The sequence below is a fragment of the Chryseosolibacter indicum genome (genome assembly GCF_018598585.1).
GTDB classification, from domain to species: domain Bacteria; phylum Bacteroidota; class Bacteroidia; order Cytophagales; family Cyclobacteriaceae; genus Chryseosolibacter; species Chryseosolibacter indicus.
Genome location: NZ_JAHESD010000063.1, coordinates 1 through 22,646 on the forward strand (window position 1 = coordinate 1; position 22,646 = coordinate 22,646).

Consider the following 22,646-nt stretch of genomic DNA (forward strand, 5'->3'; position numbering starts at 1 on the left):
GCTTAACTTCAGGGAGGCTTCTGGATATGCAAAGCATATCTTAAAAGACCCGCAAAAGAAAGCTTACTATCAGCAAAAGGCTAAAAAGTTAAAGCTTCCCAACGCATACACTGCAGCACTAACGGAGTTTCTGAGGAAGGGAGAAATTAAGGAAATACAGCTTCATAAAAATAAAAACGCGAAGGGTAATACTGTACGTGTTAGAGCAAGCAAGAAAGACTTTTCAGTCAGGAAAATATGGATATCCATTTACGACGCGAAGGGCACGCCTGTTCTATCTGGTGAAGCTATAAGAAAAGACAATACAGATTTTGTTTTTCATGTCGATGACCTTTCGTTTGATGGACCCATTCGAATAAAAGCATGCATAAACGACGTGTCAGTACATAAAGTTGAAAAGGAAATTTGCCTGTAAAAGCTTAAATATTGATAAGATAATGGAACATGTGAGGCTTTTACTATTTTAGCGAGCCAATCTTAACAACATGAAAAAACTACTAACTTTTGTCATTATTGTAACATCAACAATTTCGTGTAAAGTGACAAGTGAAGTAAAAACAACAGGCTCAATAGAAAGATTAGATCCTTCTCTTGATGCGTTAGTAAGCCCTGATGCAAAAATTGAAATACTTGCAGAGGGGTATGAATGGAGCGAAGGCCCGGTGTGGGTAGAGTCTCAAAACATGCTATTGTTTTCAGATGTGCCAAAGAATACCATTTATAAATGGACTGAAAAGGAAGGTGCACAGGTTTATCTTACGCCCTCAGGATACACTGGCTCAGAACCATCGCAGAGAAAAGAGCCAGGGTCGAACGGTCTTACGCTTGATCCTTCCGGCCGCCTCGTACTATGCCAACATGGCGACAGACGTGTAGCAAGAATGGATGCTTCGCTTGATGCACCAAAACCAATATTTGTTACGTTAGCTGATAATTTTGAAGGAAAGAAATTAAGTAGCCCCAACGATGTAGTGTTTAAAAAGAATGGTGAGATCTTCTTTACTGATCCTCCATACGGCTTGCCTACACAAGGAGATAACGATCCTGCTAAAGAGACTCCCTTTAACGGTGTTTACAGAGTAACAACCGGCGGCGAAGTAAAACTTCTGGTAGATTCATTAACACGGCCAAATGGTATTGCTTTCACTCCTGATGAGAAAACTTTTATTGTTGCTAACTCTGACCCTGAGAAGGCAACCTGGTATGCTTTCGACCTCGAAGGAGACTCAGTAGTAAACCAACGAATTTTCTTTGATGCTACACCAGCATCTAAAGCTGGTGAGCAAGGTTTGCCAGACGGTTTTCGTATTGACAAAGAAGGAAATATGTTTGCAACCGGCCCTGGCGGTATGTGGATCTTTAACAGAGAAGGCAAAGTTATCGGTAAAATAAAATTACCTCAGCCTACTTCTAACTGTGCTTTTTCTGCTGATGAAAAAACACTGTATATAACTTCAGACATGTACTTACTTCGCATAAAACTGCGGAAGTAAAAACTGAAACATAAAAGCTGAAAGTAAATTAGACCATTCCATAGAAGGCCACCTTTACTTTCAGCTTTTGCTTTTCTGCATTGTGCTTTCTGCTTCTTCCATCGTTTATGAAAAACTTTATTGAAATTATTGGGTGGATCGGCTCCTTAGAAGTGCTCGTTGCATATGCACTTAACAGCTACCAGAAGATCAGGTCTGACTCGCCCTGGTTTTACTTTCTGAACCTTACCGGGGGCATTTGCCTGGTTATTTACACGCTTTGGAAAGAAGCATTTGCAAGTGCTTTTGTTAACATTATCTGGGTGTTAATAGCTGCTATTGCAATAGGCAAACTTTTTATTACCCAATCAGAGAAAAGATAGAGGTGATTGAATTGAACGCGCACGTACAAAATATTAAAATTCAGCGATGGGTTTTAGTACTATCTGTATCACTGTTATTCGCAAAGCTTGTCGCTTATTACCTTACGCATTCTGTTGCTATTCTTACTGACGCTCTGGAGGCTATTGTTAATGTTGTAGCAGGCATTTTAGGGTTGTATAGTTTAAGATTATCAGCTAAACCAAAAGATACTGACCATCCATATGGGCATGGAAAAGTTGAGTTTCTGTCGGCTGCAACTGAAGGTTTAATGATTATTGTTGCCGGCGTATTAATCATTATCGAAGCTGTTGCGCAGTTGATTAATCCTGAGCCCTTACACAAGCTGGATATTGGTATGGCATTGATCGCCATTACAGCGATAGCCAATTATATAATGGGTACTGTTTCCATAAACACCGGGAAGAAGAACAGCTCAATGGCGCTAATTGCGAGCGGCACTCACTTGCGTACAGATACGTATTCCACCATCGGCCTATTGGCAGGCTTACTGCTCATTTACATCACCAACATTCTCTGGCTGGATAGTGTTGTTGCCATTTTATTCAGTTTCTTTATTCTGTACACCGGATTAAGAATTATCAGAAGCTCTGTTGCCGGTATTATGGATGAAACTGATAAAGTACTTCTTGAACAACTTGTAACCAAACTCAATGAAACAAGAAGCAAGAACTGGATTGACCTTCATAACCTGAGAATTATAAAGTATGGTAGCACATTGCACTTAGATTGTCACCTTACAGTGCCCTGGTATCTGAATGTACACGAAGCACATGACGAGGTTGAGAAGCTTGGAGATATTGTGCGTAAAAAATTTGATCATTCCATAGAATTGTTTGTCCATTCCGATGGATGCCTGCCTACCTCCTGCCCTATTTGCATAAAGGATGATTGCCCTGTGCGATATCACAAGCATCAGCGTAGGATTGAATGGACTGTCGAGAATATCCAGACTGATAAAAAACATCAGGTGGATACCTAAAAGAATAAAAAAGAGAAAGGAGGAACTTCCCTCCTAACCTATCTCAATAACAACATCATCTGTAAGCGGATGGCCCACACAAGTAAGTACGTAACCTTCTGCCCTTTCAGATGCGGATAGTCCGTCTTCTTCATCAAGCTTAACTTGCCCTGATAGAGCTTTACCCCTGCATGCAGTGCATAGCCCGCTCTGGCAAGAATAAGGAAGATCGATACCTTGATCTAATGCAGTTTCAAGTATTGATTTGTTAGGCGGAACAAGTACTTTATATTCCTCGCCATCATAACGAATGGTAACTTCCCTTTCTTTTAAAGGACCACCCGCTACTATAGGTTCTTCTTTTTTATCTATTGTTCCCTGTACAAAGCTTTCTTTGAATATCTTATCTTTAGGAATATGACGAAGCTCAAGTAATGATTCTACATTCTTCATCATCCCTTCGGGCCCACACATCAGGTAAGTTGTATTTGCAATGCCCCAATCAGGAACACGCTCAAACAACCTGGTAAGCATCTCGTGGTTCAGAAGTCCTGAGTAGCCTTGCCAGTTCATAGGCGCTGTATCAAGGGCATGGATCACATGAAGCCTTCCTTCATATTTTGTTTCCCACTTATCGAGCTCATTCTTAAAAATGATACTATCTATATCGCGGTTGCAATACATAAGAGAGACAATGCTTTCCGGCTCCTGCGAAAGGATACTCTTGATTATCGACATCATGGGAGTAATACCAGAGCCACCTGCGAACATAATGATATGGCGCTTACGGTCTTTGTTGTACTCGGTGGTAAACTGGCCCATTGGCTCCATGATCTTCACCTTATTTCCCTTCTTCAGGTTATCAGGCAACCAGTTAGACATCAACCCTTTTTCAACACGCTTAACTGTAACAGCCAGGTCAGCATCAGTAAACGGCGAGGTGCAAAGCGAATAGGCTCTTCTTACTTCCTTTCCGCCTACATTGATGATAAGCGTTAAAAACTGGCCAGGCTTATAATTTATCTTAGAACCAGCTGGTTGTTCAAATACAATGGTAATAGCATCTTTGGTTTCCTGGATTACGTCTTTAACCGTCAGGTCGTAATATTTAGGTCCGCTACTGTGCGATTCTTCCTTTTTTTCTTTTTTCTCCGATTTCTTAAAGAAGCCAAAAGCCATATCTGATTATTTATCTTTTCAAAGTTCAAGTTTAAAGCGTAAACGCTAAAGTTCAAAGTTAATTAGCCAAAGCAGGCTTTTACCATTATTTCTTACGCTTTATCTATCTAAACAAGGTTTTCCCAAATTAAATGACTGTAGCTTAGGATCTTTCAAGGAAGAGATAAAAGTTTGGTCAATGTCAGGAATGCCATTAATTTTACACTTTAACATCTGAGCTGTGCAATTAAATACGCTGAATGCAATATCGCCTGTAGATGGCCGGTATTTTGAATCTGTAAAACATCTTTCTCACTATTTCTCAGAATTCGGGCTTATTCGCTATAGAGTTCAGGTAGAAGTTGAGTACATCTTGTCTTTATCAGCCGTTTTACCGGAGCTTACTGATTTTCCTGCCCATCAGATTGGTGAGGTTAGAAAGATATACAAGCAATTTTCTGAAAACGACGCAAGAGAGGTTAAAGAGATTGAAAAGACCACTAACCACGATGTAAAGGCCGTTGAATACTTCCTAAAGAAAAGATTTGAAGCCATGAACATGGGCTTTCTTAAAGAATTTATTCATTTCGGTCTTACTTCTCAGGATATCAACAATACTGCAATTCCTTTATCCATTAAGGACTTTGTTCAGAAAGAATATCTCAGCACGGTTGAAGAGCTTATTAAGGCAATGAACCTTTATTCGAAGGAATGGAAAGATGTTACCATGCTTGCACGTACACATGGGCAACCTGCGTCTCCTACCAAGCTCGGCAAAGAAATCGCTGTTTTTTCAGCGCGGCTCGAAAAGCAACTGAACTTACTGAAAACAATTCCTTACTCAGCTAAATTTGGTGGAGCAACAGGAAACTTTAATGCACATCATGTTGCCTATCCGGAAGTAGACTGGCATAAATTCGGAGATGAATTCTGCCAGCACCTCGGGTTGTCTCGCAGCTTTCCTACAACACAAATAGAACATTACGATAACCTGGCTGCCCTGTTCGACAACCTGAAGCGCATCAATACTATATTGGTAGACTTCAGTCGCGATGTTTGGCAATACATTGCCATGAATTACTTTAAACAACGAATTAAGGAAGGAGAAGTTGGTTCATCCGCAATGCCACACAAAGTAAATCCGATTGACTTTGAAAATGCTGAAGGAAACCTGGGATATGCTAACGCGATATTTGAACACCTCTCGTCTAAATTACCTGTATCCCGTCTGCAACGCGATCTTACAGATTCTACAGTACTAAGAAATATCGGTGTGCCATTAGCTCATACAATTATTTCATTTAAATCTTTATCACGAGGGCTCAGTAAAATTGAATTAAACAAAGCAGCCATTGATACAGACCTTGAAGATAACTGGGCAGTGGTAGCAGAAGCCATTCAAACGATTTTAAGAAAAGAAGGATATCCAAATCCTTATGAGGCTTTAAAGGCACTCACGCGGAAGAATGAGAAAATTACCCAGCAAACAATTAGTGAATTTATAGATACATTGAATGTAAAGGATAACCTGAAGAAACGTTTAAAAGAAATTACTCCTTTCAATTACGCAGGGGTATAACATTTTATGATCTTTCTCCAAAATCAATTATCGGGTTTAATGGTATCAGGTCTTATTGCAGGTTCGGTAGGTGCAGTCGGCACTTTTATATTTTTACATCTGTACATGACCAAAACAAGATTTTATCTTGAAGTATACAGGAATTTTATACCGGTAAAGAAATTCCTGTATTACGTCTTTTTCTTCTCTGTAAGTCTATTTCTTGCTTTCCTGGCTTTCTACCTCATTGCTTCTGTATTTGGCCTTATTGATGGAAGATTTTAATTATTATTCCTGATTCTTCCGGGTGAAATAATCATAAGCAGCTTTAGATATCCGTGCTATAGTTCGCTCGTTCACCTCGGGCTCTTCGGTAGAGTCTTTTATTAAAACAGCAATTATTAACTGGCTATTATCAGGAAGCATAATAACTCCAATGTCATTGGTTGCAGCGGTCTTCCCTTCTTCATCGCGCCCTGATGTTCCTGTTCGATGAGCAACAACTGTATTACGAGGCAACAAACCTTTTATTCGCTTGGCGCCAGTAACCGATCCGGTCATTGCCTTCCAGAGAAAGTCTCTGCTCTCTTTAGAGAGAACAGGTGTGTTAAAACACTTATGCAACAACTCCACGAGAGCGCCTGGGGTACTCCAGTTCTTATATTGTATTTCAGGGTCCTGGTGCATCTCTGCTTCCGTTGCTACAATGGATACATCATATACTCCCAGTAGTTTGATATACTCTTCAACAACCTTTGGTCCACCTACCAATTTGAACAAGATGTCACACCCATTATTATCACTCTGTGAGATGGTATAAGCAAGTAACTCTGCTATTGTTAATGAGACACCTCCATTGGGATACTTCTTTGCCATGGGGCTCCATGTATCTGGTATATAATCATCTTTACTGATCTGCACCTTCTGCTTTAATGACAATTTCTTTTGGTCTACCTGCCTTAGTACCGTCATTGCCAGGTGAAACTTAAACACACTCTGCATGGGGTAGCGGTCTCCCGGATGAATGCGCAAAACTTCATTCGCTTTAACATGTGATATAGCAACTCCTACCCTGGCATCAAGCGTATCGAGCATTTCGTTTATTTCTTTCTCAAGGTTGTATACCTGTGCATGAACCTGCAATGAAAAAAGGAGAAGAACCAGGGAGAGAAGTTTTGATGTAGTCATTACTAAAATGTGTTTGATGAATATAAATAAAAATGCCGGCGTATTATTACACCGGCATTCGGAATATCTTACTCTTTACTGATTTATTGATTAGCGCCTTTCTTTACGCTAAACTTATTAAGGGCGCTTCCCTTCTCAATCTTTCCTGCTCCAAAGTCTTTCAATACACTGCTCTTTACAGAAACTTCAAGTGTTGAAGGAATGCCGCATCCCTTGCATTTGGTGAGCGTAACATTAAACACTACGAGTTCATCATCTTTAAGGCTTTTAATTGTTCGACCATACTCGAGAATATTCTCTTTAAGCTCCTGCTCAAACTTTGGATATACTTCTGTTATCTTCTTGTCGCGCGTTGCCTGATCAACATCATTAAGAGCAACAGTGGGCATGCTGAAGCGGTTTCTGTCATTGCGGTACGCGCTGTAAACCTGCATATAGTAAACGACGCCGTAGTCTTTAAGAACTTCGTAGTAGATATCGTTTTCAGTAAAATATGTCTTTGAAAGATCAGGGCTATATAACCTGTTTATAATGCTGGTTAATAATTCAAGATCGGGTTGTTTTGTATTTACTGACTCTGTGTTCACTACAGTAATTTTTGACAACGCCTGTTCACGTGAGATCTTACCTTGTTTGAAAGCCTGTATATCAGACTTTGAACCTTCAACTGACAGATGCGTGCGTTTACTGTTACTCAGATACCACCCACGATTATGATCACCTCTATTGGTGACTACGATCTTTTCGTTTGCACCAAGCTGGCTGATAAAATCGCCATAGTCAATAATAAAATCTTTCGCAGCTTTAATCAGTTTCTGATTATACTCACTTTTTACGCTATCTGCATTAAGTTGCTTTTTTTCTTTGGTCTTGTTCTTCAGTTTATAAGCGCTCTCATCATCCGATTGGTTATCTTCATCATCGCCATCATCTCTTGTTGTTACAGTATACGAGTAACCATCTCTTCTATCCCAGTTGAAGGCAGTCTCAGCTTCACCGATAGAAATTACAAAGGGGGCAGCAAAGTCCGGAGGTAATTTAAATGTTACACCATAACCAGGCAGGTACGATCCTTTGATATCCATACCAAAAAAGCCTCGTTGTTGATTTACCTCCTGTTTTATTAATGTCTGAAGAACATTTTCAGCTACTTCAATATCACGCTTCATGCGCTCCTCATCAATTTTCTGAGCAAAAGTGTTTGTTACCTGCATTACTGCCATTAAGCAAACACCAATCAAAGTCCTTATCGTTTTCATATTCTTTTGTCTCTTTATTTTACAATCATTCTGAAACGCTTACCAGCTTACTGCAGTCTCGCCTATTGCGTTTATTGTTATTAGTTTTTGTTTTCTCTTTTTGTAGTTCCTACACTGGATATAATACTGGTTAGTATCTGTTCAGTCTCCTGCTGGAAGATATTTGTATTCTGTTCTAGACTTCTTAACCTGGTATCCACCAATTGCAGATCGTTGTTACGTTGTTGCTGAAGATACTGTGAGAAGTCTACCAGCAAACCTTCTATATATTTCTTCTGGTCTGTTGATGTAAGCTGAAAATAATCTTTTACCATTCTCATGTTTTCTGACTGCATAGAGGCTACGAAATCTCTTATATCCCGTTGTGAAACCGAAGAAGCATCTTTTACCAGTTGATCAATTCTATTCGAATTGGTTTCAAGATTCTTCTTTATGCTTGCAGTCAGCTTTTCTTCGTTCTTCTTCCAGGTCTCTTCAATTGCCAGGTTATTATTTTGCAGAGAAGCATTAATCATATCCCGGACCTGTTCTTTAGTAAGACTATTATCGTTACTTACTGGGCTTTCATTCTTAACTTCAACAGGCTGTCCGAAAGTCAATTTAAATTCATTGTCAGTCACGCGCATGCTAATGCCTGCCATTCTTCCGACAAGAATAACTATGATAAGGGAAGCTGCTATACTTAAAATAGTTTTAACATAGGGAGTATCCCAGAATTGTTGTTTATTATCGCCTAATACCAGTGGTGGAGCAATCACCTCCTTGTCATCAACATGAGAAATCAGGTTGCGCAATTGCTGATATTTCAACAATTCGTTTTGAGCTTCTATGTTTGTTTGAAGATATTGTTCAAACCTGTCTTTTTCTTCTCCCTCCAGCTCGCCGTAGAGATAAGCCATCCAATCTCTTTCATCGGGTTTATAGCTCATATCCTATTGTATCTTTATTAATGTTCTTTTTAACTAATATCTTTCTTAAGCTTTCAAGTCCGTAATACATTCTGGACTTTACTGTATTCTCGGAGATGTTTAACACATCTGCTATTTCTCTGAATTTTAATCCTTCATACTCCTTCATTATTACTACTTCTCTTTGTTCTTCATTGAGTTGCAACAGTGCTTCCTGAAGAATATCAGAAAGTTCAATCTGCTCCAACTGCTTTTCCGGGTTATCATGCCTTTGTGCTGATGATTCCCAGCGTGGTGAATCTTCTGCTTCCCGGTTCCATACTACGTCAAAAGAAAGTGATCTGCTCCCTTTTGTTTTTCGCGCTTCCTCGCGGCAGGAGTTTACAGCTATCTTGTACAGCCAAGACTTAAACCTGGCAGTATCCTGAAGGCCATGTAAATTCCGACACATTGAAATGAAGGTCTTCTGTGAGATTTCCATGGCCATGTCGTGGTCCAGGAAAAACTTGTATCCAAAGTTGTAGATCCGTTTATACCACAGCTGAACCAGCCGGCCCTGGGCATTCTGGTCACCTTGTTTAGCTTTAACAATCAGGGTGTCAGAATGCATCATCGCAATATCCAGTAGAGTTTCAGCATGCATAACCACAATTTTCGCTACTCATACGCTATTTTTTAGAAGGATTTCAGCGTTTTCATTATTAGGATGTTGCTAGTTCATTAAAAGTTTTAACCAGTAGTAACTTTTTTAAGAAAGGACTTGAATTGGCCCTAATTCGAAAATTAAGGTTTATTAAGCTTTTATTCAGGTTACCAAGCAATAAAATCCCTGCTATCTTTGCAGGCGTATGAAGAAATTAATCTCTTTTGTTGTACGTAAAGTCCCAAGAAAGTATCTGCAACGTGTAGCCGGAATAGGTGGTAAAATATTCAGTGTTCTTTACGTCGGCAATAATGTGACCTGCCCGATCTGCGAAAGGTCCTTCAGTAAGTTTCTTCCTTACGGACGTCTCAATCCAAGGCCTAATGCATTATGCCCGAACTGCTTATCCCTCGAAAGACATCGCCTGATCTGGTTATACCTTCGGGAGCAATCAAACTTTTTCACTGAAAAGCTACAGGTATTACATATCGCACCAGAAGCGTGCTACATCAATCGGTTTGAGAAATTACATGGAGATGGTTATGTAACAGCAGATATCGAATCGCCACTTGCAAAGGTAAGAATGGACATCCACGAAATACCTTTTAATGAAAATACGTTTGATGTCGTTCTATGTAATCATGTGCTCGAACATGTAGACGATGATATAAAAGCAATGAGGGAAATAAGAAGGGTATTGAAACCAGATGGATTTGCCATTCTTCAGATCCCGCTATTTAATCCCGTGCCTGATGTCACGTTTGAAGATAGATCCATTACCGATCCATTAGCGCGTGAAAAGGCCTTTGGGCAGGATGATCATGTTCGATTATATGGGAGAGATTACGTTAAAAGAATAGAAAGAGCCGGACTGAAAGGAATTGAAGATGACTTTGCACAAAGACTTTCTGATGAGCAGGCCTTTAGGTATGGCATTATGAAAGGTGAGGTTATCTACAAAGGCATAAAGTAAAATAGATCTTTATAATTACTGGTTGCCGGTAATATAACCGACAACCAGAAAGCAAATCTTACTTCTTTCGGATGTAGATGTCGCCGTTATAGTTCTTCATCGTAAACTCAGGGCCACCGCCATTTACATTAGCCCGTTTCCAATCGTCAATCGAAACTCTATACACTCCGGATCTCGCATCTTTCTTTTGGACAGGACCTGTGCTTACCATGTTAACATCGAAGCCTGTAAAGATTTCACCTTGTTCCGTTTTCATTTTCAAAGCTGCCTTTAAGCTGGCAGGAAACGTGAGATCAATATCACCATTATAAGTTGAAAAAGACATTGGGGTGTTTTCTGTAACCTTATCAAAAGTTACTTTGATATCACCATTGTATGTAGTTGCAACGACTGAACCAGATATGCTTAATGCCTGGATTTCTCCGTTATAATTTGTCAGTTCTGTTTCTCCCTGAATATTACTTACAAACAGATCTCCGTCGTTGTAGGTGTGTACTTCCATGTCAAAACCGGAGGGAACTTCTATTTCAAGATTAATTTTTCTACTCCACGAATCTGACTGAACTTTAACAAAATTGCTATTCTCTACTGCCTCAAGATCCATACCTCCTCCTCCTATTCTTTTTAAACCGTCACTATTAGTCCCTCCCTTTCTATTGTCTCTGTCTTCATCTTCCACCGCTGTATATTTAACGAGTACATCTTTTCGTGCCGTTCCTTTTATGGTAATGGATCCATAATTTAAGTGAGCTTTCAGCTTACCTCTTTTGGATGGATCTGTTAGCGGAACAGTAAACTCATTATTGCTTTGCGCGGATACAATTGAACTTGAAATCAAGACTAATCCAATTGTTATTAACATTACACTTGCTATCAAAACTTCTTTCTTCATATTCTATAAAATCTTAATTACTACTTTATTTTTCTTTCAGGTACACGTTACCATTGAAAGTCTCAAAGTCGAGGAAAACACCGCCGTTTCCTACCTTATACCTGTTGCCGTTAACTTTGTATTTAATACCATCTCCATTTCCTGTTTTTTCAACTTTTGCTGGTAAGGCTTCTATTTTATCTACATTGGTATAGAACTCGCCATTGAAGCTTTCAAAGCTGAGGTTTGCAGCCAATCCTTTATTAAACAAAGCATTGATATCTCCGTTAAGGGAATAGAACCTGCAATCATTTGAAGGATTTTTTTCGTAGTCAATATCAACATCGCCATTGATTGTACTAGCCTCTGCTTCCTTTACGAGGTTAGCAAGCGCGATACTTCCATTGATATTATTCGCTTTAACAGTACCACTCACTTTTGCAACACTGATGTTTCCTTCATTAATTGTACTCGCAAATACATTGATGGTAGCAGGAACTTTGATTACAAAATCCATTTTATAATCATATTCTGTTTTACAGTTCCCTTTGTTACAATCCCAATTGTACCCCCAACCGCCTTGTTTCCACTCACCATTTCCTCTTCTATTGGCTTTGCCAAACGAATTGCAACCATCTTCTACGTATAGCACAAGGGTATCAGCTCTATCTATAACGCCAAGTTGCAGCTGCTGTTTTCCTTTTTCTAAGCGTGCTTCTGTTTTTGCCGAAACACTCTTAATTACTTCAACAAGTACTTTCTGACCATCGTAACCTTCAACCTTTATGCTTCCGTTGATGTTGGCAATCACTATTGCATTTGCTGCAGACTGCTTTTCGAAGCTAAGTTCTCTGTTAATCTTTTCAGTATGTGTTTGGGCAATGCTTGCTGACTTCAGCACCATTAACCCGATAAATACTATTAATAATAATCTCATGTTGTTAACTTAAGATTTTGATACTTTCTTTAATTCTATTCTTCACTTCATCAGGTGTTCTTTCTGACTGAATGATTTTCTCCAATTCCTTAACGGACGACTTTTCCTGTATCTGGGCCATAAGTTCGGCCAAAGCTACCTGTACCAAAGGTGATTCTTGTTTCGCAATGGATCGTATGAGCTCCTCACGCACTGAACTCTCTTTGATATATGGAAGCAATGCTTCAAGGGCTGCAAGGCGTACATTTACATTGTCATCGCTGTTAAGCGTTTTTAGCAGGGCATTTGTGACTTTAGCACTGGCTTCACTCATTTCACTTGTAAGACTTACTGCTCTTAGTCTTTCTGTCGCCGATTCTTTTTCAAGAAGTGATAACATCATCATCTCTTTCAGATCATTTACCTGTTGGCTTAAAGCTTGTATTTCAGTACCTGGTTTTTCGTTAGGCTTTATGATATAGCCTATGCCCATGCCTAATACTAATGCTATAGAGGCAAATGCAAGCTTTGGCGAAAGCTGATTCCAGGAAAAGAAGTTTTTCCAGGAGAAAGAAGATTTAATTTCTCTCTTCTGCAGTGCAAGCATCTGGTAGAACCTATCGTCCAGGTCTTCGGTAGGTGTGGGATAACTCAGTTCTGTGATCTTCTTATCAAGCACACCAATTGAAAGTGATTCGATATCTACCTGACCTGATTCAATTAACAACTCCAACGCTCTTTGTTCTTCAGCGGAGAGTTTCCCGTTATTAAACTTAATGATCAGGTTTTCTATTCTTTCTCTTTCCATACTATAGATGCTTTTCTAAATGCTGATATACTTCTTTTAACTCCTGCAAAGCGCGGAATACTTTCACTTTAACTGCCCCTTCGCTGCAACCCAGGATGTCGCCGATTTCCTTGTACTTCTTTTCCTGGAATTTGCTTAACAGAAGAATCTCGCGTTTATCTTCAGGCAGTCTGTCCATGGCCATGGAGAGGAGTTGCATCTCTTCATCCTGCCTGAATTGTGTTGCTCTATCTTCCTCACTCTCGAGCCGTTCTTCCCAATTGTCTATGGATTCTTTATGCTTCCATTTCGTTTTTCGGAAGTGGTCGTGGTTTACATTTCGGGCAATGTGAAACATCCAGGTTTTGAAGTCGCCCTCTCCGCGGAAGAGGTAGCGATACTTCAGTATTCGGAAGAAAACATTCTGTACCAGATCTTCGCAGAGCTCCTGATCTTTGGTCATACCATAGAAAAAGCCATACAACGGCTTCTTATAGCGTTCGAACAACAGACCAAGTTTATCAAGGTCTCCATCCTTCACCTTAAGCATTAAGGCATTGTCAGTCAAAGCGTCCAAATCCGGTGGTTTCGTTTTCAAGAAGGGAAACTCAGGGTTTTAAGGAAGGTTACAGAGTTTTACTGAAATATAGTAGAAAGTGATAGAAGTAGCAGTAGGCAAGTTCAATAGGCAATAAGCACGGATTCCATCCAGCACCAGAATCAAGCATCCAGTAGATTCGGCTTTTACTAACCGACTTTACTGTCAATTGACAACTTTAATTGCCCTATTTTTTCATCGTGATAATCTGATAAAACAAAAAAGGCTACTCTTCCAAGTAACCTTTTTTATCTTTTTAGCATTGACAACCTTGCCTACTGCAAATTGTCTATTGCTTATGTTTTACAATGCGCCGAGCTCCTGTAGTTTATTTCTTTCATTCTGAAGTTCGCGAGAAAGCTTGGTTTGCTTATCCATAGCTTTACGTTTGTAATCTTCGTACTCGCTGTGGATGGAAGCTGCCAGGTCTGCTTTCTCCTTCAGGTTCTTTCTGCTCATCTTCAAAGTATACATTATCACAGCGATGGTGATACCAAGAGCAAGAATGATGACGCCTACAAAACCTGCAAAAAATCCCTTATCGAAGTCAATACCTAAAACTTTAATATGCGTGCTAGCATATACGATATCCTGAATAGAAGCTTCTTTAGCTTTCAAAGCATCCATGTTTTCTTTAAGTTCGGCCTGAAGTTTATTGGTGCTGGCGATATTCTGTGCAATGGCAACTTCCTTTGCTTGTAGTGAATCAACTACTATTTTCCACCATGCATCAAGTAAGTCCTCTTTTATAACTTTATAATCCTGATAGTTTTGAGACTTATTCTTCATCAAGAGGAATCGCTCGCGTAATGTTTGGTTGTCTTTGTTTAGAGCGTCAGTAGCCGATTGTGCAAAAACACCAACTACAGCGAACACACAAATCAACAAAATGGTGGTATGCTTCATAGGGTAATGTTTAAATGAATCACAAAAATACTTCTTCAAATATAGTAACTCCTACCTAAAATGTGTCAGCGTATTTATATCTCGATTAATGCAGATGATTGTCGACTAAACGATTTTTTTCAATTTTAAATAACAAAAGCTCACTTTGAAGTGCAGTTACATGAAGCAGCACTATACTACTTAAAAGCAGATTCTTTTCCTGCCTAAGAGGGCAATATGCAAAGACTTTCCTAGAACACATCAGTACAATGTTCTTATTCTGTAATTTTCGCGCACATTAATTGGTAGCAGCAGATGAAAATAGGTTTGATCTCAGACACACATGGCTTTCTTGATCCAAAAGTGTTTGACTACTTTAAAGATTGTGATGAAGTATGGCACGCCGGTGATATTGGAGAAGGGCCCATTCTAAAAGAGCTTGAGTCTTTCAAGCCTTTCAAGGCTGTCTTCGGAAATATTGATACGCGCAATATTCAGATCAAATATCCAGAAGATCTGTGGTTTGAATGTGAAGGTTTAACTTTCTGGATGACTCACATCGGAGGTGCCCCTCCTGCTTATAAGCCGAGAATAAAGAAGGCCTTAAAAGAAAGAATACCTGATGTTTTCATATGCGGGCATTCTCATATTCTTAGAGTAAAGAGAGACCCTGCCTATAATAATATGTTATACGTCAACCCAGGAGCAGCCGGTAATCATGGCTTTCATCAAATGAAAACAATGATACGATTCGATATCTCACGGGGAGAAATCACTAACATGGAAGTTATAGAACTTGGAAAACGTGGATTAATTAAATCCTAAACGTACTGATTAAGCATTACTGGCATTACCAGCATGAGGATATCTTCAGCACTATCTTTTTCTGCTGGTAATATCACACCTGCTTTATTTGGTGCCGACATTGTAAGCCTGATTTGATCAGAATCGAGATTGGTTAGCATCTCGATAAGGAACTTTGCATTGAAGCCTATTTCAATATCTTCACCATCATGCTCACAGCTTAATCTTTCGTTAGCTTCATTAGAAAAGTCTAAGTCTTCCGCAGAAATTTGAAGCTCACTTCCAGTGATTTTTAACCTTACCTGGTGTGTTGTTTTATTAGCATAAATAGAGATACGTTTCAGAGCACCCAAAAGATCGGTGCGGCTGATTGTCATTTTGATATTATTACCAGAAGGGATAACGTTCTCATAATCAGGAAAGCGCTCATCAATAAGACGGCATATCATGCGAATGTTGCCGAATTTAAAAAAGGCGTTAGACATGTTGAAATTCAGACTAACCTCCGTGTTTTCAGTAGGAAGTGTAGCTTTTAACAAGTTTAATGCCTTACGCGGGATGATAATAGAGTTTCCATTATCTGACTTTACATCCGTTCTTCTGTAACGCACAAGACGGTGACCATCTGTAGCTACAAAAGTGGTGTTCTTATCACCAAGATTAACGTACACACCTGTCATTGCAGGGCGTAATTCATCGTTGCTGGTTGCAAAAATTGTATTGTTAACCGCACGTGCGAGTACTTCAGAAGCTATCTCAGCTGTAAAATCGTTAGAAACAGTTGGCACTTTAGGAAAATCGGTGGCGTTCTCGCCCGAAAGCTTATAACGGCCATTGTCAGAAATGATTTCTACGCTGTAAGTAGACTCATCTATAGAAAATGTAACAGGTTGTTCAGGAAGATTTTTAAGCGTATCCAAAAGAATTCGAGCAGGTACAGCAATGCTTCCTTTTTCTTTAGACTCCACCTGAAGCTCTGTTATCATGGAAGTCTGTAAATCAGAGGCTGTTACAGTTAAACTACCTTTTTCAAGTTCAAAGAGAAAATTTTCAAGGATTGGTACAACCGGGTTTGTTGTAATTACACCATTGATGTTCGAAAGTTGCTTAAGTAAATAAGCAGAGTTAACAATAAACTTCATTCCTGAAAAAGTGTTTTGTTTTTAACGGGTGGTAAAGTTAAAAAGAAAACCGGATTTTAAAACCGGGATAAGCGATCAAAAAGCAGAGTTTTTCTGCTATTTCTTCCGAAAAAATGATTTTGGTTTAAGTATGGCTGAAATCTTTTTCTTATTGAAAAGACCCGGATTTTCATTTATTAAGCCCATAATCTGCCCCTTCCTCTCGGGAGAATACAGTTTAAGAAGGTATTTGCGCGTGGCAATATCTTCAATGGTTAGCGTCATTACAGGTTTTAACCCTGCAAGGCTATCAGCAATGGTATTGTTACTTCGGTATTCGTCTACCGTAAGCAAAGAAACATTGTCTAAAAACGTATTAAGCTTTGCGGTATCAACCTTTGTTTCTCCTTTGATCGTAAAGAAGTTCCGTTCGAACTCTACCTTAAAGTTATCAGCAGGGTTTGCAGGAAAGTCGGCCTCTAAACTTTTGAAGTTCTGCCAGTTAAAGTTAAAGACATACTTATCGCGATAGCCATCGCTGTTTAACTCAAATATTCCTGACACATAAACACGATAACCTGGTATATTAACAAGGTAAGCTTCGTTACCGACTTCCGTTGTAAAAAATGCCTGTGTTTTTACATTATTACCTCCCGCATAAAAGCTCTTCCTTTGCGTTTCGCCCTCATATAATAAAACGTGTACACCCTCCCCCCTTATTTTTCGAGATATTGAGTCTGCTTGCTTTGCGCTCACAGGTCTTTTAACGTTGACCTGTTGAAGCGTAGCAAAAAGAACTTTGATCATATTTCCATCAGCAGGATACTGTTTATTCACTATCCAACGTGAATTGACATAGCTCAACTCTACCCTACCGTTTTTTGAGTCCAGTACAACGCGATCAATCTGTTCAGTATCACTAACTTTAAAGATATTGTTATCTACAAAAGAAGTGGCTTCCTGTTGAGTTAAGTAAAACACTGATGCAGTAATAACAGCAAGTACAACAAGGGAAATGAATAAGCGCTTATTTCTCTGTTCCTGCATATTAAAATTGGGAATACTTTTTCTTTCTTAACAGTGATCTGATTATACCATACGCTATCAATAACACTACCGGCACAACGAGGTTAATGGTCTGCCACTTTAATTTCTCATTTGCAATTTTCTCTTTATCTAAAGGACGAATTTTAACCTCTTTATTGCGTGTTCGGATGAGACCATTTTCGTCTGTCATGAAAGCGAACATGTTCATTACCAGATCTTGGTTTGCAAAAGTAATGTTTATAAAAGGATCGAAACCCAAAGGTTGGGGTTGCTGTGTTCGAGGATTGATTTCATTTCTTACCAGATCTCCATCAGCAATTACAATTATTTTAGTAGGAACGCTCTCCGCCTCAAAGCTAGTTTTATCAACACCATTCGGGAGAAACCTGTTCTTATATAAAGATGTAAACTTACCTTCGAGCAAATAGCCTAGCGGGATGTAACTCGTCTCAAACTTTGACGGGTCTACGTTCTGCCGGAGGTCATTAATATTTACACTTACTGGTGCCGTAATTGTTCTTGCGTTCTGGGACGTAAACAATAGCGGTGTCTTCTTTACTCCTAATGCTTTAACGGTATCGATACTGCTGGCGAATTTACTGACTACAGCGTCGAGGTTACGGGTAATGGGATGATCAGCATAATGATTAACCAAAGGGAAGAACGGCCAATCGAGTAACTGCATACGCGGCTTACCACCAGTTTGACCTGTTACTACTGGATATTTACCGGAACTTCTGTCTTGGATAAGATCCATATTAATACGTACGCCGTACTTGAATAGCTGATCATCAAGCTCTTGCTGATAAGGAAAAGCCAGATAGCCAGGGCGGGAAACGCTATCCATACTGGCCTCTAGCTTGTCGATCATAAAAATTACCCTTCCTCCTTTCATAATGTACTGATCGAGGGCATATTTATCCTGTTCAGAAAAAGGTTTTGTTGGCTTTGCCACAACCAGTACATCATACTGCGCTAGGTTGCTTTCACCAAGTACAACATCAAACACATCATACACTTCAACAAGGGCCGTGGTAAACCCGGCAAGATCTAAGCTGTCAAGTTCGCCATGGCCTTTTACGATGCCGATCTTTTTCCTGTCGATATTTGTCAGCTTATAAATAACATTGGCTAACTCAAATTCAATTCCTTCAATAGACTGATTAATTTCTTCTTCTGGTGTTCTTGCCTTATTGCCTTTTAGCAATGTAACCCCTGTCTCTGCTCCCGCATATGAAATTACTGCACCAGGAAAGATGAGCCGTTCTATACGTTGCCCGTTGTCATTATCAATAACGTTTGTAGGCTGAACACCCTTTGATGCAAGATCTGAGATAAATTCAGTGCGTGCCTTCTGACTTATGGCCGTTGAAGGATCAATAAAGGTATATTGAACTTTGTTGCCTGAATTGATCCTGAATTCTTCAAGTGTTTCTCTTATGGCTTTCTGAAACCTTCTGAACGGTGCATTTAATTCCCCTGCCAGGTACACTTCTACATAGACTTTGTCGTCAAGATTTTTGAGCAGCTCTTTTGTTGGTTCTTTAATTGAGTATCTCTTCTCTTCAGTAAGATCTATTCTGAAGGAATAGATTGATGCAACAAGGTTTATGAGAATGATCAATACAAGGCCGTTAGCAAGTAAGAGAAAGTCGCCCAGCTTTTTACTCTTCCAATTTACCATGATCTCGCCCCCACTATTATTCTTGTGATTAATAACATTAAAGCGATGATACTTAGAAAATAAACAATATCCCGGCTATCGATCAAACCTTTGCTTAATGAATCATAATGATAAAGCATGCCGAGTTGTTTGATGAACAATGCATTAGAAGACCACAGGTTTAACGTTGATAGAGACTCGAAGCCTGTGAACATAAGAAAGCAAAGAAACGCGGCAACAATAAAAGATACTATTTGATTGGGAGTTAAGGAAGAGGCAAGTATGCCTATAGCGCAAAACACCCCGCCGAGTAATGCAAGACCTATATAAGAACCTACAATTCCAGGTGTATCTATATTGCCAACAGGATTACCGAGATTATAAATAGAGAAGTAATAAATAATTGTAGGGATAAGGGCAATGATTACAAGGAGAAAGCAAGCGAAGTATTTGCCGATAATAATATTCCAGTCAGTCAGTGGCTTTGTAATGAGCAACTCCATGGTACCAGCCTTCTTTTCTTCGGCGAAGCTTCTCATGGTTATAGCCGGAATAAGAAAGATCAATACATAAGGCCCAAGTGAAAACAGCGTATCCATGTCGGCATAGCCATAATCCAGTACAGATGTTTCAGGGAATACCCACATCAACAGGCCAATACCTGTAAGGAATACGCCCACTACCATGTAGGCAATGAGGGAGTTGAGAAAGCTATTAAATTCTTTAGTGAGGACGTGAAACATGTTTCCTTTAACGCAGCAAAATAAGGAAATATGTGGTATTACAGCAATTTTTTTGACGCATTCGTCAAGAGTCATAAAGTCAACAGCCAATGGTGTGCCACTGACTATTGAACCAATGACTATTGCCTTAAATTCTTTTTAAATGTCTGTTTCTTATGAATTGATATAATTTTCCAGATGGGTGATGGTTTCCTGCTGGTTAGATATTACAGCCTTAATCACATCATTAATGGAAATAATTCCTATCACACGGTCTCTGTCGAATACCGGGAGATAGCGTAAGTTGTTATCTGACATGAGTTCCATGCAACTTTCAATTGAAGTTTCGCGATTGATATGAGGAAGATCGTTACTCATGATTTCTTCAACTGGTGTTTCAGCAGAGGTCTTACCCTTTAAGATCACTTTTCGGGCGTAATCTCTTTCAGTTAGCAGGCCACAATATACTTGTCCGTCCATTACCATTACCGACCCAATATTTCTGATGGCCATAATTCTTAAAGCGTCAATAACAGTTGTATCAGGACTTACTGAAATGACGTTGCTTCCTTTAGCATTGAGGATGTCTGCTACTTTTTTCATAGAAGGTTCTGGGTTAATAGTTTAAAGATGTAAGTAGAATGGGATAGGAATTTAGAGAAACAAACTCAAAAACAAAACAGGTGTACCTAAAAAGTATAAAGTAACAGCAACTTAAAACCAGAAATTAAAACGTCAATCATCTTCCAAAAGATTAATACATGGTTAAACACGATTACTCAGTCTATATTCAACAGAACAAAAAATGAAAGGAATTAATGAAAGGAAGTAGGTGTAATCTGTATTGCAGACGTAGAGTAGTAGACAAATTTCATACAAATAGTAGAATTATCATTCAAACATTTCATCTGGATCGGCTTAGGCTAATAAGCCATACGATGACCAGGAGAAGTAAGCTTGTCGTTCTTCAAATTCTTACGTATCTTCCATTGCAAGACTATGATCCATCGCATAACATCTGACGCTATGAGAAACATCAGAAAATTTTTAACCTTAAGTGTTGAATACTACATAATAGTCATAGTTTTATTAGCAGGTTTTACACCACCCTATTTTATTAACCCTGTTGCTATCGCTCTTATCGCTATACTTGTTTTGCAGCTAATTTTTAAAAACAAAATCGGAGGCTTGATTGTCGCAATTTCATTTGCACTAATACATGTTTATCTGTTGTTTGCATTGATATCAGAATTTAATGAGGTTGCTACTACTGAAGCCAGCGGTATACCCTTAATTCTTGTTGGGCTCTCCATTATTATCGCCAATCTTTTTGCTTCGATTGTAATGATCTACAAGTACGTTGGAAATGCAGAGCATGAAAAATTTGAGGTAGAACGGGATATTTAGTACTCTTAAGTCTTCGATCACGACTTTCGGTGATTAGAACAAATGAAATATCAATCATAACCTTCTCAATACAGTACTACATTTAAAGACAACTAATATCTTAATATCGCGTTAGCTTGTGTATTGAAGATAAAACAAATCATGTCCTATATTTTAAAAACCGAACGGCTACTATTAAGAAAGCTAACAACAGGCGATTCAGATTTTATTATACGATTGGTTAATACAGAAGGATGGATCAAATACATTGGTGACAGAAATATCAAAACACATGAACAAGCCCTGACTTATCTTAATAATGGTCCTATTAAAAGCTATCATGAAAATGGATTTGGACTATGGCTTGTTGAACTTAAAGACGACCATATACCGATTGGAATATGTGGCATTCTCAAAAGAAAAGAACTTGAACACGCTGATATAGGTTTTGCCTTTCTACCTGAGTTTACAGGAAATGGCTATGCATTAGAGATTTCGAAAGCTGTGCTGCGCTACACGCGCGAAACATTTAAGTTAGAAACGATCTCGGCTATAACACTTCCTAATAATAAAAATTCAATACGTCTTTTAGAAAAGCTGGGAATGCAATTTGTAAAAGAATTGAGCTTTCCAAACCAAGAAGACATGCTGTTGCTGTATAGCACCTTAAATTGATCTGCTTTAAAAAAGTTGAAAGGTGACCGCAGACGCACGTCTACGCCCGAACACGAACAGATGTATTTTCCTATAAAGCCATTAATCCATGTAAGAATGAGCTTTTCTATTTGGTTCAATTCTTGGGTAGAAGAAATACAAAATGTCTATCCCTCTAATGACTAAGAACTCTAAAGAAATCTTTATGAAACATCTGCTACTTATTGTTTGTCTTATCGCTATGTCGTTAAATGCAACGGCTCAATCTTCTGATAAAGATCTTGTGTATGCTGCAATTGAAGATTATGTAGACGCGCTATATCTGGTACAACCTGAGAGAATACAAAGATCAGTTCATCCCAACCTTTCAAAAAAAGGTTTTTCACGGCCTAAAGATAAAACAGAATATGGTCCTGAAATGACAATGACATATCAACAGCTTTATGACCTCGCAGGTAAATGGAATGCAAAAGGAAAGTTACCTAAGGATGCACCTAAGAAAATAGAAATCTTTGATGTACAAGACAAGACTGCAGTTGGTAAGCTAACGGCGCAGTGGGGAACAGACTATTTTCACCTTGCCAAATACGATGGAAAATGGATGATCACCAATGTTTTGTGGCAAAGTCATCCGGTACGAAATCAATAGCGATTACTTAAGTCATGCTTG

At 39.0% G+C, this 22,646-nt stretch carries 26 protein-coding genes; 11 read left to right on the plus strand and 15 right to left on the minus strand.

Annotated elements, in window-relative coordinates; genetic code table 11:
• The 4 genes from KK060_RS20220 to KK060_RS20235 form a co-directional block, all read left to right on the plus strand.
• The coding region (locus tag KK060_RS20220) for a hypothetical protein (RefSeq protein ID WP_254155643.1) at nucleotides 1–415 on the plus strand (415 nt) is incomplete at its 5' end.
• A 70-nt stretch (nucleotides 416–485) separates the two neighbouring features.
• Nucleotides 486–1,493 carry an SMP-30/gluconolactonase/LRE family protein gene (locus KK060_RS20225; protein ID WP_254155645.1) on the plus strand — a complete coding sequence of 336 codons (1,008 nt, stop codon included), beginning with the start codon at nucleotides 486–488 and terminating at the stop codon, nucleotides 1,491–1,493.
• A gap of 107 nt (nucleotides 1,494–1,600) precedes the next feature.
• Nucleotides 1,601–1,855: a CBU_0592 family membrane protein gene (locus KK060_RS20230; RefSeq protein ID WP_254155647.1), complete on the plus strand. Its 255-nt coding sequence runs from the start codon at nucleotides 1,601–1,603 to the stop codon at nucleotides 1,853–1,855.
• Between the two features lie 2 nt (nucleotides 1,856–1,857).
• Nucleotides 1,858–2,856: a cation diffusion facilitator family transporter gene (locus KK060_RS20235; RefSeq protein ID WP_254155648.1), complete on the plus strand. Its 999-nt coding sequence runs from the start codon at nucleotides 1,858–1,860 to the stop codon at nucleotides 2,854–2,856.
• 33 nt (nucleotides 2,857–2,889) lie between these two features.
• Here KK060_RS20235 and KK060_RS20240 read toward each other — a convergent pair whose 3' ends face one another.
• On the minus strand, nucleotides 2,890–4,014 hold the full coding sequence (locus KK060_RS20240; RefSeq protein ID WP_254155649.1) for a ferredoxin--NADP reductase: 1,125 nt from the start codon (nucleotides 4,012–4,014) through the stop codon (nucleotides 2,890–2,892).
• Between the two features lie 220 nt (nucleotides 4,015–4,234).
• Here KK060_RS20240 and purB point away from each other — a divergent pair, with 220 nt between their 5' ends.
• Together purB and KK060_RS20250 are read left to right on the plus strand one after the other, a co-directional pair.
• Nucleotides 4,235–5,572 carry an adenylosuccinate lyase gene (gene purB / locus KK060_RS20245; protein ID WP_254155650.1) on the plus strand — a complete coding sequence of 446 codons (1,338 nt, stop codon included), beginning with the start codon at nucleotides 4,235–4,237 and terminating at the stop codon, nucleotides 5,570–5,572.
• A gap of 6 nt (nucleotides 5,573–5,578) precedes the next feature.
• The gene (locus KK060_RS20250; protein ID WP_254155651.1) at nucleotides 5,579–5,836 is read left to right on the plus strand and encodes a hypothetical protein; all 258 of its coding nucleotides are present in this window, start codon (nucleotides 5,579–5,581) and stop codon (nucleotides 5,834–5,836) included.
• 3 nt (nucleotides 5,837–5,839) lie between these two features.
• On the opposite strand, the gene bla is transcribed toward KK060_RS20250, so the two are convergent.
• The 4 genes from bla to KK060_RS20270 form a co-directional block, all read right to left on the minus strand.
• Nucleotides 5,840–6,739, minus strand: coding sequence for a class A beta-lactamase, subclass A2 (gene bla / locus KK060_RS20255; protein ID WP_254155652.1), 900 nt, complete (start codon nucleotides 6,737–6,739; stop codon nucleotides 5,840–5,842).
• 83 nt (nucleotides 6,740–6,822) lie between these two features.
• Entirely contained in the window at nucleotides 6,823–7,998 is a 1,176-nt protein-coding gene (locus tag KK060_RS20260) for a hypothetical protein (protein WP_254155654.1), read from the minus strand.
• 80 nt (nucleotides 7,999–8,078) lie between these two features.
• Nucleotides 8,079–8,927: an anti-sigma factor family protein gene (locus KK060_RS20265; RefSeq protein WP_254155656.1), complete on the minus strand. Its 849-nt coding sequence runs from the start codon at nucleotides 8,925–8,927 to the stop codon at nucleotides 8,079–8,081.
• Nucleotides 8,917–9,549: an RNA polymerase sigma factor gene (locus KK060_RS20270; RefSeq protein WP_254155658.1), complete on the minus strand. Its 633-nt coding sequence runs from the start codon at nucleotides 9,547–9,549 to the stop codon at nucleotides 8,917–8,919. Before KK060_RS20270 ends, KK060_RS20265 begins: the two co-directional genes overlap by 11 nt.
• Nucleotides 9,550–9,754: 205 nt before the next feature.
• On the opposite strand from KK060_RS20270, the gene KK060_RS20275 reads away from it, so the two are divergent.
• The gene (locus KK060_RS20275) at nucleotides 9,755–10,522 is read left to right on the plus strand and encodes a class I SAM-dependent methyltransferase (RefSeq protein ID WP_254155662.1); all 768 of its coding nucleotides are present in this window, start codon (nucleotides 9,755–9,757) and stop codon (nucleotides 10,520–10,522) included.
• A 58-nt stretch (nucleotides 10,523–10,580) separates the two neighbouring features.
• Here the strand turns inward: KK060_RS20275 and KK060_RS20280 are convergent, their stop codons facing one another.
• The 5 genes from KK060_RS20280 to KK060_RS20300 form a co-directional block, all read right to left on the minus strand.
• Entirely contained in the window at nucleotides 10,581–11,414 is an 834-nt protein-coding gene (locus KK060_RS20280) for a DUF4097 family beta strand repeat-containing protein (RefSeq protein WP_254155664.1), read from the minus strand.
• 25 nt (nucleotides 11,415–11,439) lie between these two features.
• Entirely contained in the window at nucleotides 11,440–12,330 is an 891-nt protein-coding gene (locus tag KK060_RS20285; protein WP_254155666.1) for a DUF4097 family beta strand repeat-containing protein, read from the minus strand.
• A 4-nt stretch (nucleotides 12,331–12,334) separates the two neighbouring features.
• Nucleotides 12,335–13,117, minus strand: coding sequence for a HEAT repeat domain-containing protein (locus KK060_RS20290; protein WP_254155668.1), 783 nt, complete (start codon nucleotides 13,115–13,117; stop codon nucleotides 12,335–12,337).
• Nucleotide 13,118: 1 nt separating this feature from the next.
• Entirely contained in the window at nucleotides 13,119–13,694 is a 576-nt protein-coding gene (locus KK060_RS20295) for an RNA polymerase sigma factor (protein ID WP_254155670.1), read from the minus strand.
• A 303-nt stretch (nucleotides 13,695–13,997) separates the two neighbouring features.
• A complete protein-coding gene (locus tag KK060_RS20300) occupies nucleotides 13,998–14,600 on the minus strand; it encodes a hypothetical protein (protein ID WP_254155672.1) in 603 nt (200 codons plus the stop codon).
• Nucleotides 14,601–14,894: 294 nt separating this feature from the next.
• On the opposite strand from KK060_RS20300, the gene KK060_RS20305 reads away from it, so the two are divergent.
• Nucleotides 14,895–15,404 (plus strand): metallophosphoesterase family protein, encoded by a 510-nt coding sequence (locus KK060_RS20305; RefSeq protein WP_254155674.1) that lies wholly within the window; start codon nucleotides 14,895–14,897, stop codon nucleotides 15,402–15,404.
• Here the strand turns inward: KK060_RS20305 and dnaN are convergent.
• The 5 genes from dnaN to KK060_RS20330 form a co-directional block, all read right to left on the minus strand.
• Nucleotides 15,401–16,525 carry a DNA polymerase III subunit beta gene (dnaN, locus tag KK060_RS20310; protein WP_254155676.1) on the minus strand — a complete coding sequence of 375 codons (1,125 nt, stop codon included), beginning with the start codon at nucleotides 16,523–16,525 and terminating at the stop codon, nucleotides 15,401–15,403. The genes KK060_RS20305 and dnaN overlap by 4 nt on opposite strands.
• Before the next feature lie 96 nt (nucleotides 16,526–16,621).
• Nucleotides 16,622–17,551 carry a DUF4340 domain-containing protein gene (locus KK060_RS20315; RefSeq protein WP_254155678.1) on the minus strand — a complete coding sequence of 310 codons (930 nt, stop codon included), beginning with the start codon at nucleotides 17,549–17,551 and terminating at the stop codon, nucleotides 16,622–16,624.
• Nucleotide 17,552: 1 nt separating this feature from the next.
• Nucleotides 17,553–19,235 carry a gliding motility-associated ABC transporter substrate-binding protein GldG gene (gldG, locus tag KK060_RS20320; RefSeq protein ID WP_254155680.1) on the minus strand — a complete coding sequence of 561 codons (1,683 nt, stop codon included), beginning with the start codon at nucleotides 19,233–19,235 and terminating at the stop codon, nucleotides 17,553–17,555.
• The gene (gene gldF / locus KK060_RS20325) at nucleotides 19,229–19,957 is read right to left on the minus strand and encodes a gliding motility-associated ABC transporter permease subunit GldF (RefSeq protein WP_254155682.1); all 729 of its coding nucleotides are present in this window, start codon (nucleotides 19,955–19,957) and stop codon (nucleotides 19,229–19,231) included. The genes gldG and gldF overlap by 7 nt, the downstream gene beginning before the upstream one ends.
• A 153-nt stretch (nucleotides 19,958–20,110) precedes the next feature.
• Complete coding sequence (locus KK060_RS20330) at nucleotides 20,111–20,539, minus strand: CBS domain-containing protein (protein ID WP_254155684.1); 429 nt, start codon at nucleotides 20,537–20,539, stop codon at nucleotides 20,111–20,113.
• Nucleotides 20,540–20,962: 423 nt separating this feature from the next.
• Between KK060_RS20330 and KK060_RS20335 the strand changes: the two genes are divergently transcribed.
• From KK060_RS20335 to KK060_RS20345, 3 genes are all read left to right on the plus strand, one after another.
• The gene (locus KK060_RS20335) at nucleotides 20,963–21,343 is read left to right on the plus strand and encodes a hypothetical protein (protein WP_254155686.1); all 381 of its coding nucleotides are present in this window, start codon (nucleotides 20,963–20,965) and stop codon (nucleotides 21,341–21,343) included.
• Nucleotides 21,344–21,484: 141 nt separating this feature from the next.
• Nucleotides 21,485–21,997 carry a GNAT family N-acetyltransferase gene (locus KK060_RS20340; RefSeq protein ID WP_254155689.1) on the plus strand — a complete coding sequence of 171 codons (513 nt, stop codon included), beginning with the start codon at nucleotides 21,485–21,487 and terminating at the stop codon, nucleotides 21,995–21,997.
• Nucleotides 21,998–22,181: 184 nt separating this feature from the next.
• The gene (locus KK060_RS20345) at nucleotides 22,182–22,625 is read left to right on the plus strand and encodes a nuclear transport factor 2 family protein (RefSeq protein WP_254155692.1); all 444 of its coding nucleotides are present in this window, start codon (nucleotides 22,182–22,184) and stop codon (nucleotides 22,623–22,625) included.
• Nucleotides 22,626–22,646: the final 21 nt, after the last annotated feature.